The sequence below is a fragment of the Streptomyces sp. SID13666 genome, from assembly GCF_010548325.1.
GTDB classification, from domain to species: domain Bacteria; phylum Actinomycetota; class Actinomycetes; order Streptomycetales; family Streptomycetaceae; genus Actinacidiphila; species Actinacidiphila fildesensis.
On sequence record NZ_JAAGLX010000007.1, the window covers coordinates 204,939 to 218,552 of the forward strand.

General features: G+C 71.7%; 16 protein-coding genes. 10 read left to right on the top strand and 6 right to left on the bottom strand.

The genetic code is table 11. From position 1 onward, the window contains the following. Nucleotides 1-457 precede the first annotated feature (457 nt). Nucleotides 458-760, top strand: a complete 303-nt coding sequence (locus G3I60_RS13640; RefSeq protein ID WP_138356502.1) for a DUF4193 domain-containing protein — start codon at nucleotides 458-460, stop codon at nucleotides 758-760. Between the two features lie 14 nt (nucleotides 761-774). Further along, nucleotides 775-1,521 (top strand): hypothetical protein, encoded by a 747-nt coding sequence (locus G3I60_RS13645; RefSeq protein ID WP_343240968.1) that lies wholly within the window; start codon nucleotides 775-777, stop codon nucleotides 1,519-1,521. On the opposite strand, the gene G3I60_RS13650 is transcribed toward G3I60_RS13645, so the two are convergent. Together G3I60_RS13650 and G3I60_RS13655 are read right to left on the bottom strand one after the other, a co-directional pair. Next, a complete protein-coding gene (locus tag G3I60_RS13650; protein WP_138356504.1) occupies nucleotides 1,508-1,954 on the bottom strand; it encodes a DUF3093 domain-containing protein in 447 nt (148 codons plus the stop codon). The two genes, G3I60_RS13645 and G3I60_RS13650, sit on opposite strands and share 14 nt — an antisense overlap. A 47-nt stretch (nucleotides 1,955-2,001) precedes the next feature. Further along, nucleotides 2,002-2,886 (bottom strand): SDR family oxidoreductase, encoded by an 885-nt coding sequence (locus G3I60_RS13655; protein WP_164293673.1) that lies wholly within the window; start codon nucleotides 2,884-2,886, stop codon nucleotides 2,002-2,004. A gap of 89 nt (nucleotides 2,887-2,975) precedes the next feature. Here G3I60_RS13655 and G3I60_RS13660 point away from each other — a divergent pair, with 89 nt between their 5' ends. The 4 genes from G3I60_RS13660 to G3I60_RS13675 all read left to right on the top strand — a co-directional run bounded on the left by G3I60_RS13660 (nucleotide 2,976) and on the right by G3I60_RS13675 (nucleotide 5,938). Then, the gene (locus tag G3I60_RS13660; protein ID WP_138356506.1) at nucleotides 2,976-3,581 is read left to right on the top strand and encodes a PaaI family thioesterase; all 606 of its coding nucleotides are present in this window, start codon (nucleotides 2,976-2,978) and stop codon (nucleotides 3,579-3,581) included. After that, nucleotides 3,578-4,111, top strand: a complete 534-nt coding sequence (gene dut / locus G3I60_RS13665; RefSeq protein ID WP_138356507.1) for a dUTP diphosphatase — start codon at nucleotides 3,578-3,580, stop codon at nucleotides 4,109-4,111. The genes G3I60_RS13660 and dut overlap by 4 nt, the downstream gene beginning before the upstream one ends. Before the next feature lie 2 nt (nucleotides 4,112-4,113). Beyond that, a complete protein-coding gene (locus tag G3I60_RS13670) occupies nucleotides 4,114-4,893 on the top strand; it encodes a DUF3710 domain-containing protein (RefSeq protein WP_138356508.1) in 780 nt (259 codons plus the stop codon). 310 nt (nucleotides 4,894-5,203) lie between these two features. Next, nucleotides 5,204-5,938, top strand: coding sequence for an ABC transporter ATP-binding protein (locus G3I60_RS13675; protein ID WP_138356510.1), 735 nt, complete (start codon nucleotides 5,204-5,206; stop codon nucleotides 5,936-5,938). Nucleotides 5,939-5,961: 23 nt separating this feature from the next. Here the strand turns inward: G3I60_RS13675 and G3I60_RS13680 are convergent, their stop codons facing one another. The 4 genes from G3I60_RS13680 to G3I60_RS13695 form a co-directional block, all read right to left on the bottom strand. Next, entirely contained in the window at nucleotides 5,962-6,156 is a 195-nt protein-coding gene (locus G3I60_RS13680; protein WP_164293674.1) for a hypothetical protein, read from the bottom strand. Beyond that, entirely contained in the window at nucleotides 6,156-7,094 is a 939-nt protein-coding gene (locus G3I60_RS13685) for a TauD/TfdA family dioxygenase (protein ID WP_164293675.1), read from the bottom strand. The genes G3I60_RS13680 and G3I60_RS13685 overlap by 1 nt, the downstream gene beginning before the upstream one ends. 207 nt (nucleotides 7,095-7,301) lie before the next feature. After that, nucleotides 7,302-7,463: a hypothetical protein gene (locus tag G3I60_RS13690; protein WP_164293676.1), complete on the bottom strand. Its 162-nt coding sequence runs from the start codon at nucleotides 7,461-7,463 to the stop codon at nucleotides 7,302-7,304. Nucleotides 7,464-7,539: 76 nt separating this feature from the next. Then, on the bottom strand, nucleotides 7,540-8,772 hold the full coding sequence (locus G3I60_RS13695) for an ROK family transcriptional regulator (RefSeq protein WP_164607170.1): 1,233 nt from the start codon (nucleotides 8,770-8,772) through the stop codon (nucleotides 7,540-7,542). A gap of 295 nt (nucleotides 8,773-9,067) precedes the next feature. On the opposite strand from G3I60_RS13695, the gene G3I60_RS13700 reads away from it, so the two are divergent. From G3I60_RS13700 to G3I60_RS13715, 4 genes are all read left to right on the top strand, one after another. Continuing rightward, the gene (locus tag G3I60_RS13700; RefSeq protein WP_164607171.1) at nucleotides 9,068-11,608 is read left to right on the top strand and encodes a sensor histidine kinase KdpD; all 2,541 of its coding nucleotides are present in this window, start codon (nucleotides 9,068-9,070) and stop codon (nucleotides 11,606-11,608) included. 98 nt (nucleotides 11,609-11,706) lie between these two features. Then, the gene (locus G3I60_RS13705) at nucleotides 11,707-12,390 is read left to right on the top strand and encodes a response regulator (protein WP_138356561.1); all 684 of its coding nucleotides are present in this window, start codon (nucleotides 11,707-11,709) and stop codon (nucleotides 12,388-12,390) included. A gap of 96 nt (nucleotides 12,391-12,486) precedes the next feature. Further along, a complete protein-coding gene (locus tag G3I60_RS13710) occupies nucleotides 12,487-12,885 on the top strand; it encodes an OB-fold nucleic acid binding domain-containing protein (RefSeq protein ID WP_138356513.1) in 399 nt (132 codons plus the stop codon). Nucleotides 12,886-12,888: 3 nt separating this feature from the next. Further along, on the top strand, nucleotides 12,889-13,611 hold the full coding sequence (locus tag G3I60_RS13715; protein WP_138356514.1) for a DUF3159 domain-containing protein: 723 nt from the start codon (nucleotides 12,889-12,891) through the stop codon (nucleotides 13,609-13,611). Nucleotides 13,612-13,614 lie beyond the last annotated feature (3 nt).

Sequence of the window (13,614 nt, forward strand, 5' to 3'; positions counted from 1 at the left end):
GGACCCGGCGGCAGGGTCCGCCATGGTCGGCCGAAGTCTTCCGAAGAGTCTTCCGAGGGCCGCAGAACCCCTCGTGAGGGTCGGATCATGTTCGCTTTGCGAGTAATTTCGCGGTCTGTGAATCGAGGGGAGCTGGTGTGATTGATCACACCTGGATTTCCGGTCCTGCCTACCCTGCGTGATCACTACGACCGAAAAAAGACCGGAAAATCCATGTTTCCGCTGGTCATGATCACGGGAAGTACACGTGTTGGCACGAGTGATGTGCGACTTTCAGACCGGAACAGGTCCTGATCGGCCACTGCCACGATCACCTCATCCGGGGTGACGTTGGGTGTCGATTGAGTAACAGGCCTTGATGTGAGGCAAAATCTCCGCCTCAGGTCGGGCACAAGTCCGGCCTCCCGCGCGTTACGTGCGCAGACACCAGCAGATACCCAGAGGGGGAGAGCGACACATGGCAACGGATTACGACACACCACGCAAGACTGACGATGACGTCAATGAGGACAGCATCGAGGAACTGAAGGCTCGCCGGAACGAGAAGTCCACGTCCGCTGTGGACGTCGACGAGTTCGACCAGGCCGAGTCCCTGGAGCTGCCCGGCGCCGACCTCTCCAACGAGGAGCTTTCGGTCCGGGTGCTTCCCCGGCAGGCGGACGAGTTCACCTGCATGACCTGCTTCCTGGTGCACCACCGCAGCCAGCTGGCCGGCGAGGCGAAGAACGGCGACCCGATCTGCCGCGACTGCGCGGCCTGAGGCAGCGGGTAGCCGTGAAGGGCTCGCCTGAGGGCCGGGAGGACGACGAGCGGGGCCGTGCGGCCTCGCTCGCGGCCGCCATAGGGCGCGGGGTGAAGAGCGGGGCCAGGAAGGGCGGCAGGGGCGCGCGGGTCGGTATGGGCTCGCTCGCCGAGCGGCTCGTCGACGCGGCCCCGCGCATCCCCGTGCGCGACCTGGACACACTGCGCAAGCAGTTCCCGGGTCTGGGTCCCGAGGACATCGCGGACAAACTCATCGCCGGTGCCGTCAAGGGCACCATGACCGTCGGAGCAGGCGTGGGAGCGGCGGCGATGCTGCCGACCCCGCCCGCCATGCCGGCGGAGCTGGCCGCGGAGACGCTCGGCGTCGCGGCGGTCGAGTACAAGCTCATCGCCGAGCTGCACGAGGTCTACGGGCTCCGTGCGGCCGGCACCGTACGGGAGCGCGCGACCGCCTACCTGTGGTCGTGGACCGAGCAGCGCGGCATCGACGTGCTCAGGCTGTCCTCGCTCAACGTCGCACTCGGCGGCAAGATGAAGCGGGAGCTGCGCCAGCAGCTCATCAAGCGCACGGTGCGGAACCTGCCGACGCTGACCCCGTTCATGATCGGCGCGGCCGTCGGCGCCACGATGAACCGGCGCGACACCAAGAGGCTCGCGGAGAAAGTCCGAAAGGACCTGCGTGCCGCTCAGATCCCCTGGGACGCGCTGCCCGGCCCCGAGCTGCCCCAGGCTCCCCCGCCTCCCGCTATCGAGCTCTGACGGCCTCCAGGGCCTGTGCCAGGCGCTCCGGGGAGCGCGTCGACAGATAGACATACGGCGTCGGGTCCGCCGGGTCCGTGATCTCCACCTTGAGCGCGGTCGGCACGTAGCTGCGCAGCAGCATGAAGGCGCGCGGGTTGGCCTTCCGCCCGCGCCAGGCGATCGTCTCCGCCGGGTCCAGCACCGTCGCCTCGCCCAGCGCCGCGACCGGGATCTTCGCCTCGCCGGCGACCAGCGAGCCGGCCACCACCCGGATCCGCGCCGAACCGTACGAACTCAGGCCCATCGCCGCCAGCGCGGTCCCGCCGGCCAGACCCGCCAGCATCGGCAGCACCCCGAAGGGGAAAAGGATCAGCGCGGCGGAGACTCCCGCCCCCAGAGCCAGGAGCCACCAGGAGCGCGGGACGGTGAGGCGTTCGTCGTAGGGCTGCATGGCACCCAGCTTGGCAGACGCTTTCCGGCCGTCCACCGCCCGGCCGGTCACTTCCCGCGCAGCCGGTCCACCGCCCGCGCCACCCGCGGCGGGGCGGCCCGCAGACCGCTCGCGAGCTGCTTGGCCCAGTCCGTCGCGACGGTCGGCGCCAGCACGTCCAGGGCCGCCGCGGAGCGGGCGCCGCCGCCCACCAGGTACCGCGGCAGCGGGCGCCGGGCGTTCAGCGCCTTGAGGACCGCCAGGGCCACCGGACGCGGACCGGGCAGCGTCCGGGCGTCGCGCACCAGCTGGTCGGCGCCGGAGTACTGGTCGCGGTAGGCCGAGGTCCGCTCGGCCGGCAGCAGCTCCGCGCCCTGCTCCCAGATCCCGGTGCGGTGCGAGCCCGGCTCGATCAGCACGACCTTCACACCGAAGGACTCGGTCTCCATGCGCAGCGCGTCCGTCACCGACTCCAGGCCCTGCTTGCTGGCGCAGTACCAGCCCAGCATCGGCAGCGAGACCCGGCCGGCGACCGACGAGATGTTGACGATCCGGCCGTCCCGGCGCTCCCGCATCGCCGGCAGCACCAGCCGGGCGATACGGGCCGGGGCGATCAGGTTCGTCTCCAGCTGGCGCCGCACCTGCTCGTCGCCCACGTCCTCGACGGCACCCGGCTGGGCGAAACCCGCGTTGTTGACCACCGCCCAGGGGCCGCCGTCCGTCATCATCGCGATCTCCGTGAACGCCTGGACGCACGACGTCGCGTCGGCCACGTCCAGCAGTACCGTCCGCACCGCCGCCCCCGTACGTTCCACCACCGCCCGCAGCGTCTCGGCCTTCTCCGGCGTCCGCACCGTGCCGATCACGTCGAATCCGGCGTGCGCGAGCTCGAGGGTGACGGCGAGGCCGATGCCTCGGCCGGCTCCGGTGACGACGACGGACTTGGGACTCATGTGCGCTCCGGTCAAGGTGGGGTGGAAGCCGGTACGGGTCAACGGACGGCCGACGGGAAAGGATCCCGCAGGAGGGTAGGGTCTCGGGCGTGAGTGGAGCTACCGCATCCGAGAGCCCTGGCCGGCCGGGCCTGAAGCCGCCGCCAGACGCAGGCCTGCCCGTACGGCATCCCGGTGCGCCCGCGCCCGGCGAACTGCTCGGGGCGCACTACGACCAGTGTTTCGGCTGCGGCGAGGGTCAGCCGCACGGACTGCACCTGGAATCCCGTGCGGGTGATGGCGTGAGCGTCACCGCGGAATTCACCGTACAGACCGCCCACCAGGGCGCGCCGGGCCTCGCGCACGGCGGCGTGCTGGCCTCGGCGCTGGACGAGACGCTCGGCTCGCTGAACTGGCTGCTGCAGGTCATCGCGGTGACCGGCCGGCTGGAGACGGACTTCGTCCGCCCGGTGCCCGTCGGCACCACCCTGTATCTGCGGGCGCACTGCCGCGCGGTCGCCGGACGGAAGATCTACAGCACCGCCGAGGGCCGGATCGGCGCCCCCGACGGCCCGGTCGCGGTCCGCGCCGAGGCCCTGTTCCTGGAAGTGAAGCTCAACCACTTCACGGACAACGGACGTCCCGAGGAGATCCAGGCCGCGATGTCCGACCCCGACCAGGTCAAGGTCGCCCGCGCCTTCGAGGTGAACCCGTGAGTGAAGCGGCACGGCGTCCCGTGGACGTTCTCATCCGCCGTCTCGACGACTCGGTGCCCATTCCGGCGTACGAGCACCCCGGCGACGCGGGAGCCGACCTGGTGACCACCCAGGCCGCGGAACTCGCCCCCGGCGAACGAACGGTGCTCCCCACCGGCGTGTCCATCGCGCTGCCGGACGGGTATGCGGCCTTCGTGCACCCCCGCTCGGGCCTCGCGGCCAGGTGCGGAGTGACCCTCGTGAATGCCCCGGGAACGGTCGATGCCGGGTACCGTGGGGAGATCAAGGTGATCGTGGTCAACCTGGACCCACGCGAGAGCGTGCGGTTCGAACGGGGAGACCGGATCGCCCAACTGGTCGTCCAGCAGGTCGAACGGGTCCGCTTCCACGAGGTCGCGGAACTTCCCGGTTCTGCCAGGGCCGCTGGGGGCTTCGGCTCCACCGGGGGGCATGCCTCGGTAGGTGATGCCCCCGACGGCCAGACCAGTAATGGATTCGCTTCGGTCGTTGCAGACCGGGAAGGACAGTGACCGTGTTCCGTCGTCGTCGCAAGGAGCGCGAAGACGCCCTCGACGAGCTCGAGGGCGCGAGCCCGGACGAGCTGGCCGAAGACGCCGAAGACGCCGGGGAGTCCGACGACTCCGGCGAATCGGGTCGGTACAACCTTCCGCCCGCCCCCAGGCCCGACGGGCCCTGGGACCTGAGCGAGGTCAAGCAGCCCGGCGAGGGCCGGGTGGACCTCGGCGGACTGTTCGTGCCCGGTGTCGAGGGCATGGAGCTGCGCGTCGAGGTGGCCGGTGAGTCGATCGTCGCCGCGACCGTGGTGCTGAACGACAGCGCTGTCCAGCTGCAGGCGTTCGCCGCCCCGAAGTCCGAGGGCATCTGGGGCGAGGTCCGGGACGAGATCGCGTCCGGCATCACCAAGCAGGGCGGCATCGTCGACGAGATCGAGGGTTCGCTGGGCTGGGAGCTGCGCGCGCAGGTGCCCGTACAGCTGCCGGACGGTACGAACGGTGTGCAGCTGGTCCGCTTCATCGGCTGTGACGGCCCGCGCTGGTTCCTGCGCGGGGTCATCTCCGGCCAGGGAGCGGTGCAGCCGGAGGCCGCGGGCCTGCTGGAGACGGTCTTCCGCGACACCGTCGTCGTGCGCGGCGAGACGCCCATGGCGCCGCGCGACCCGATCGTGCTGAAGCTGCCGACCGACGCCCAGATGGTGCCCGAGGGCATCGCGCAGGAGGAGACCGAGGGGCCGAAGTTCGGCGACGGGCTCGACCCGTTGCGCCGCGGCCCGGAGATCACCCAGATCCACTAGGGCGCGTGCCAGGCGTCGTGGGCCAGGCGGGACCTTCGAAACACGCCCTAGAACCCGCCGCACCCCGTTCCACCGGTGCGTCGGATGACCGACCACGGCCAGGGGCCGGATCCATGATCACGGATCCGGCCCTTCGCCATGTCCGGGGGAGCCCGGGCCGGGAAATCCTTGACCAGGTGGATAGGCTCCAGCTGGCAAGCGCGTACACGCAGTAGCAGTACGGCGGCCGGGGCCGACGGGTGCGGCGCACGGCCGGGAACGACCACAACGGGGTGTGGCCCGGTGATCCGGGTCAGGAGGGGGACAGAGCATGAGCGAGCAGTCGACGGGGCACGCGGGGACGGCGGTCGCGGACGGGCCGGCGACGGGGGAGATGGTCGTCGTCGAGGACCTTCGCCGCACCTACGGCAGCGGGGAGACGGCCGTGCACGCGCTGCGCGGTGTCTCCTTCCGGGTGCCGCGCGGTGAGCTGGTGGCCCTCAAGGGCCGATCCGGCTCCGGCAAGACCACCATCCTCAACCTGGTGGGCGGCCTGGACTCGCCGGACGGCGGCCGGATCACGCTCGACGGCACCGACCTCGCCGGGCTCGGCGACAACGGCCTGCTGGCGCTGCGCCGCGACCGAATCGGCTTCGTCTTCCAGTCCTTCGGACTGATCCCGATCCTCACCGCCGCCGAGAACGTCGGCGTCCCCATGCGGCTGCGCAAGGTGCCGCCGCGCGAGCGCGAGGAGCGCGTGGAGCTGCTGCTGTCGCTCGTCGGGCTCTCCGACCACGCGGCCCAGCGCCCCGGCGAGCTGTCCGGTGGCCAGCAGCAGCGGGTCGCCATCGCCCGCGCCCTGGCCAACCGGCCCGTCCTGATCATCGCGGACGAGCCGACCGGTCAGCTCGACGCCGAGACCGGCCTCGCCGTCATGGAACTGCTGCGCGCCGTCGTCCGCAGCGAGGGCGTCACCGCCCTCGTCGCCACCCACGACGCCCAGCTGCTGGCCCTGGCCGACCGGGTGCTCGAACTGCGCGACGGCCGGATCGTCGACGAGAGCTGAGCCGGCGGCCTGAGCACCGGGGCTCAGCCGCCGTCCGCCGCCTTGAGCGTGGTGGCCACGCTCTGTCCCTGGTCACCGCTCCGCAGGGTGACCTTGCCGCTGCCGGACGTCTCGGCGGCGCTGGACGCTCCGCCGCAGGCGGCGGCCAGCGGCAGCACGAGGGCGACCAGGAGCGGGACGGCGAGTGGTCGCAGCCGCGACCACGAGGGCGGGCGCATCAGCGTTTCCCGTCGCCGGGCTGGGCGAGGGCGGTGTTGTACGCGGTGTCGTCACCTGTGACCGCGCGGCTGTGCGAGCCGTCCACGGCGACCGGGGCGTCACCGGCGAGGGTGATCCGCTGGACCCGCCGCGGCAGGGTTCCGTAGTCGGCCACCGCGTAGTGCTGGGTGGCGCGGTTGTCCCAGAACGCCACGTCACCCGGTGCCCAGCGCCACCGGACGGTGTTCTCCAGCTCCGTGACGTGCGACTGCAGCAGCCGGAGCAGATCGCGGGAGTCGTCGCCGTTCCAGCCGGTGAACCGGCGGACGAACCCGCCGAGCACCAGGGAGCGTTCACCGGTCTCGGGGTGCACCCGCACCACCGGGTGCTCGGTCTCGTACGCGGTGGAGGTGAAGACCTCGCGCTGCCGGCGGGCGGCGTCGGTGTCGTCGGACGGCTTGTAGGCCGCGTAGTCGTAGCTGTTGGAGTGCACCGCCCACAGCCGGTCCGCGAGTTCGCGCAGCTCGGAGGGGAGATGCGTATAGGCGGCCGCAGTGTTGGCCCACACGGTGTCACCGCCGTACGGCGGGATGGTGACCGCCCGCAGGATGGAGCCGAGCGGGGGGTGCCGGACGAAGGTGACGTCGGTGTGCCAGTGGTTGGCGCGTCCAGCGGTGCGCCCGTAGTCGAGATCGAGGACGGCGGGTGAGCCCTCCAGCGCGGGAATGGTCGGGTGGGCGGTGGTCGGCGTGCCGAAGCGGCGGGCGAACCGTTCGTGCGCCGCCTGGTCGAGGTCCTGGCCGCGGAAGAACACGACCTTGTGTTCCAGCAGCGCGGCGCGGATCTCCGCGATCGTTCCGGCGGAGAGATCGGCGGCGAGGTCCACGCCGCTGATCTCGGCGCCGATGTTCCCGGCGACCTTGGCGACGTCGAGTGCGGTCTGGGCGGGTGCGGTCATGACGGAGCAGCTCCAACTCATGGGTGGGCATGGTGGGCATGGTGGGCAGGGCGTAACCGGCCACCACAGGGCGCGGAGAACCGCGGACCGGAGAACCGGCCCCTGTGGGAGCGGAAAAGGCGACGGAAATCAGACGCCAGGGGAGGGGCGGAATTCAGGCGTCCGGAGAAGGACGGCGATCAGGCGTCAGGAGGCGGGACCGCTCGGTCAGCGCGTGCGGCCGGCAGGACCGGCGAGGTGGGCGCGACCGGCGGTGCCGGTGGAGCCGGTGGGACGACAGCCGAGACCGGCGAAATGGTGGGCACGGAAGGCGTTGACCGCCTCCCGCCCGGCGGCGTCGCGCGCCGCTGCCCTACCTGTCACGTCCATGTGTCGATTCTCCGGAACCCCGGGCCGCCGGGCAATGATTAACGACGCGGTGGAAGAAACCCTGACGCCGGACCGGCTACGCGGACCGCGCCGTACGCAGTTCCATCGGCCGCCGGTAGACCGCGTCGAGCACCACCGCCCCGGCCGCGACCGCGAGCACCTGCTCCCCGAAACTCGTGGGGACCACGGCCCGTTCGGGGTCCGTGCACAGATGGGAGTGCGCGGCGACCTCCTCGTAGAGATCGGGCAGCAGCTCGGGGAAGTGCACCGCCGCGGCCTCCGCGACGACCAGCACCTCGGGGTTGATGACGTCGAGCAGCAGGGCCGCCGCCCGGCCCACCGTGCGCAGCCGCTCGCGCAGCATCGGCACCGCGCCCGCGTGGCCGTCGCGGGCCCGGGACAGCAGCAGCCGGAAGTCCGGTACCGGCACGATGCCGGCCTCGAAGGCCCGCTGGGCCAGATTGAGTTCGGACACCGCCTCCTGGAGGCAGCCGGTACGGCCGCACGCGCAGCGCTGTCCGGGAGCGCCGAGCGGCAGGTGCGCGACGTCGCCCGCGCCCGACCTGCGGCCGCGCAGGACGCTGCCGCCCGTCGCGATCGCCGCGTCGACCACGTTGCCGACGAAGAGCTGTACCAGCTCCTCGCGTCCCACGCCCGCGCCGAACATCAGCTCCGCCTGCGCCAGCGCCCGTGCGTGCCCGTCGACATGGACCGGTAGCCGGGTCGCGGCGGTCAGCACGCTCCGTACGGGGACGTCCCGCCAGCCCAGCGGGGCGTGCTCCACGACGATGCCCTGTTCGCTGTCCACCCAGCCGCCGGTCACCACACCCAGGCCGAGCACGGAACGCCCGGCGGCGTGCCGGTGCAGGAACCCGGGCAGATGGCCGCGGATCCCGCCCAGGACGTCGCCCACCGAGCCGTCGTGCGGCAACCGCTCCTGGGCCGTCACCCGCCCGCGCAGGTCCGCCACGGCGAAGGTGGTGTGCGGCAGCGCGATGTGCACCCCGCAGACGGCGTGGTGGGCGGGGTCGACGTCCACCGGCACCTGGGGGCGGCCGGCCCGTGGCGGACCGTCCGGCGGCGGCAGCTCGCGCAGCAGCCCGAGCCCGATCAGCTCGGCCGTGTGCCGGGAGACGGCGGCCGGGCTCAGCCCGGTGTCCCGCGCCAGCGCGGTCCTGGCCACCGGACCGCCCCGCAGCACGGCCCGCAGCACCGCCCCGGTGGCGCGGCCCTCGCCGCCGCGGCCGGCGGCCGGCGCGGGCACGGACGGCAGGGCGACGAGCCATGGCGGGCGGTCGGTGGAGGGCATGCGCCGATGCTCGCTGGCGGCGCGCGGCGGGTCAACGGTCCGGCGTTACGTCCGTATGGCAGTCCTGCGAACGCGGTTTGTCGCACGCTGCCGCGGCCCATCGCGGCCCCCTGATGAACGGGGAACCCTGCGGCCGGCGAGGGTCCGGAGGGTCACCCGGAGGGGTTAAGGCGCCGTCAAGGTACTCCCCGGCGGCCACCCCGGTCCCATATGTCCCCTTCGGTCGTTCTAAGGTCGAGACAAGCGCCGCACGCGCGTCCGGGCGACAGGCGCATCCGAGCAGAACGATGGGGCCATGGCACGCGGCAAACTGCGCATCTACCTCGGGGCGGCCCCCGGCGTGGGCAAGACCTACGCCATGCTCTCCGAGGCGCACCGGCGTACCGAGCGTGGCACCGACCTCGTCGTCGCCTTCGTCGAGCACCATTGGCGCCCGCGCACCGAGGTGATGCTGCACGGCCTGGAGCAGATCCCGCGCCGGGAGCTGGAGTACCGCGACGCGGAGTTCACCGAGATGGACGTGGACGCGGTGCTCGCGCGGCATCCGGCGGTCGCGCTCGTCGACGAACTCGCGCACACCAATGTGCCCGGCTCGCGCAACGTCAAGCGCTGGCAGGACGTCGAGGAACTGCTCCAGGCGGGGATCGACGTCGTCTCGACGGTCAACATCCAGCACCTGGAGTCGCTGGGCGACGTGGTCGAGTCGATCACCGGCGTCCGGCAGCGCGAGACCGTGCCCGACGAGGTGGTGCGCCGTGCCGACCAGATAGAGCTGGTCGACATGTCGCCACAGGCGCTGCGGCGCCGGATGGCGCACGGCAACATCTACGCCTCCGACAAGGTCGACGCGGCGCTGTCCAACTACTTCCGGCCCGGCAACCTCACCGCGCTGCGCGAACTGGCGCTGCTGTGGGTCGCCGACCGGGTCGACGAGTACCTCCAGGAGTACCGCGCCGACCACCGGATCTCCGCCGCCTGGCAGGCCCGCGAGCGGATCGTCGTCGGCCTCACCGGCGGACCCGAGGGCCGCACCCTGATCCGCCGGGCCGCCCGGATGGCGGCCAAGGGCTCGGGCAGCGAGATCCTCGCCGTCCACATCGTCCGCAGCGACGGGCTGGCCTCGGGCTCCGCCAAGGAGCTGGCCGCCCAGCGGACCCTGGTGGAGGACCTCGGAGGATCGTTCCACCACGTCATCGGGGAGGACATCCCCGAGGCCATGCTGGACTTCGCCCGTGGGGTCAACGCCACCCAGATCGTGCTCGGCACCAGCCGCCGCAAGGCCTGGCAGTACGTGCTGGGACCCGGCGTCGGATCCACCGTCGCCCGCGAGTCCGGCGACATCGACGTCCACATCGTCACCCACGAGCACGCCGCCAAGGGCCGCGGACTGCCCTCCGCGCGCGGCGCCAGCCTGGGCCGCTCCCGGGTCGTGGCCGGCTGGCTCACCGGGGTCGTGGGTCCCGTCCTGCTGGCGCTGCTGCTCACCAACTGGCACCCCGGGATGAGCCAGGCCACCGAGATGCTGCTCTTCCTGACCCTCACGGTCGCGGCGGCCCTCGTCGCCGGGCTGCTCCCGGCGCTGGCCTCCGCCTTCGCCGGATCGCTGCTGCTCAACTACTACTTCACGCCGCCCACCCACTCCTTCACCATCGCCGAGCCCGAGAACATCATCGCGATCGTGATCTTCGTCGTCGTGGGCCTCGCGGTGGCCTCCGTGGTGGACCTCGCGGCCCGCCGCACCCAGCAGGCCGCCCGGCTGCGCTCCGAGGCCGAGATCCTGTCGTACCTGGCCGGCAGCGTGCTGCGCGGCGAGAGCTCCCTCGAGGCCCTGCTGGAACGGGTCCGCGAGACGTTCGGCATGGACTCGGTGGTGCTGCTGGCCCGCGACAGCGACCACGGTGCCTGGACCCGGGAGGCCAGCGTGGGGGAGCGCCCCTGCCTGCGCCCCGAGGACGCCGACGTCGAGGTGCCGGTCAGCGACCGGCTCTCGCTGGCCCTCACCGGGCGGGTGCTGCCCGCCTCGGACCGCCGGGTGCTCTCCGCCTTCGCCGCGCAGGCGGCCGTCGTCATGGACCGGCAGCGGCTGGAGGGCGAGGCCGAGCACGCCCGCGAGCTGGCCGAGGGCAACCGCATCCGCACCGCGCTGCTCGCAGCCGTCTCCCACGACCTGCGGACACCGCTGTCGGCCATCAAGGCGTCGGTGTCGTCGCTGCGCGCCGACGACGTCGCCTGGTCCGACGAGGACGAGGCCGAGCTGCTGGCCGGCATCGAGGACGGCGCCGACCGGCTCGACCACCTGGTCGGCAACTTGCTCGACATGTCCCGCCTGCAGACCGGCACGGTCACCCCGCTGATCCGCGAGATCGATCTCGACGAGGTGGTGCCGATGGCGCTCGGCGGCGTCCCGGAGAGCAGCGTCGTCCTCGACATCCCGGAGAGCCTGCCGATGGTCGCCGTCGATCCAGGCCTGCTGGAGCGCAGCGTCGCCAACGTCGTCGAGAACGCCGTCAAGTACAGCTCCCCGGGGTCCAAGGTGGTGGTGGCCGCCAGCGCGCTGGGCGACCGGGTGGAGGTGCGGGTCGTCGACCGCGGCCCCGGGGTGCCGGAGACCGCCAAGGACCGGATCTTCGAGCCGTTCCAGCGCTACGGCGACGCACCGCGCGGCAACGGCGTGGGCCTGGGCCTCGCGGTCGCCCGCGGCTTCGCCGAGTCCATGGGCGGCACGCTGGTCGCCGAGGACACCCCCGGCGGCGGCCTGACCATGGTGCTCACCCTCCAGGCCGCCCTCGGCGGCCGTCCGGCCCGCCCGGACCTGCCGGCGGGGGCGACGTCGTGAGGGCGGGCAGCAGCACCGTGACCGACGCGACCGAAGCAGCTGACACGACCGACGTGACGGTGATCGACCTGACCGATGTGACCGAGAAGAGGAACTCCATGTACCGGGTGCTCGTGGTGGACGACGAGCCGCAGATCGTGCGCGCGCTCGTGATCAATCTGCGGGCCCGCAAGTACGAGGTCGACGCCGCCCACGACGGCGCGAGCGCGCTGCAGCTGGCCGCCGCCCGCCACCCCGATGTGATCGTCCTGGACCTCGGCCTGCCGGACATGGACGGCGTCGAGGTGATCCGGGGGCTGCGCGGCTGGACCCGGGTGCCGATCATCGTCCTGTCGGCCCGCCAGACGTCCGACGAGAAGGTCGAGGCGCTCGACGCCGGAGCGGACGACTACGTCACCAAGCCGTTCGGCATGGACGAGCTGCTGGCCCGGCTGCGGGCCGCCGTCCGCCGGGCGGCGCCCGGCGGGCCCGAGGACGACGCCGCGACGGTCGAGACCGAGACCTTCACCGTCGACCTGGCGGCCAAGAAGGTCAACCGGGGTGGCGCCGACGTCCGGCTCACCCCGACCGAGTGGCATCTGCTGGAGGTCCTGGTCCGCAACACCGGGCGGCTGGTCAGCCAGAAGCAGCTCCTGCAGGAGGTGTGGGGGCCCTCGTACGGCACCGAGACCAACTACCTGCGGGTCTACATGGCGCAGCTGCGCCGCAAGCTGGAGGCGGATCCCGCGCATCCGCGGCATTTCATCACGGAGCCGGGCATGGGCTACCGCTTCGAGCACTGAAAAGCCGCTTCGGGCACTGAACGGACATCCGCGGGGCGGTGATCGGCCGTCCGGCGTACCGGACGCCTTGTCGGCCGGGCCCGGTACGCTGGATACATGAGTGGTGCCACCCGTTCGGACCGACCCACCGGCCGCTTCCGGCGCATGATAGACCGCCTGTCGTCCTCCCAGGAGGAGCTGCACTCCGAGGAGCTGCAGAAGGACGCCCTGTCCGTCGGCTGCACGCGGATCTGCGACTGCGGAGACCGGCAGATAGTGACGGTGACCGGTAGTCTGCGCACGGTCACACTGCGACCACGGGCCGGAGTGCCCGCGCTGGAGGCGGAGCTGTTCGACGGCTCCGCAGCCCTTGACGTGGTGTGGCTGGGACGCCGCAGTATCAGCGGGATAGAGCCGGGGCGCAAGATCATCGCTTCGGGCCGGATCTCGATGAACCACGGCCGTCCTGTCCTGTTCAATCCCAAGTACGAACTGCGTCCGGTCGGACAGGAGTAGTCGGTGGCGTCGATCGACAAGCAGACAGAGGACCCGCGGACCGGGGAGGGTACGGACGGCGATTCCAAGGCGATCACCGAAGCCGCTCTCTTCGAGGCGTTCGGCGGCATCCGGGGCATGGTGGAGACCACCGTGCCCGGCCTGGTCTTCGTCCTGATCTACACGATCAACAGAGATATCCACATCGCGGCCATCGCCGCGCTCAGTCTTTCCGTGCTGCTCGGGATCGCCCGGCTGGCCCGCAAGGACACCCTCAAGCACGCCTTCAGCGGTGTCTTCGGGGTGGCCTTCGGCGCGGTCTTCGCGATGATGTCCGGCGATGCCAAGAACTTCTACCTGCCCGGGATGCTGTACACCCTCGGGCTGGCCGTCGCGTACATCGCCACCGCCATCGCGGGCGTCCCGCTGCTGGGCCTGATCCTCGGCCCGGTCTTCAAGGAGAACCTCTCCTGGCGCAAGCGCAACCCCGGCCGGCTGCGCGCCTACACCAAGGCCAGCTGGGCCTGGGGGCTGATCCTGCTGGCCAAGTCGGCGATCCTCTTCCCGCTGTACTGGTGGGGGGACGCCACTCAGCTCGGCTGGGTCAAGGTCGCGCTGGGCATCCCGCCGATGCTGCTGTCCGTCTACCTGACGTGGATCTTCCTGTCGAAGGCTCCGCCGCCGATCAACGTGATCGCCGAGATGGAAGCCGAGGAAGAGGCGAAGAAGGCCGCCGCCGCGTCCTGACCT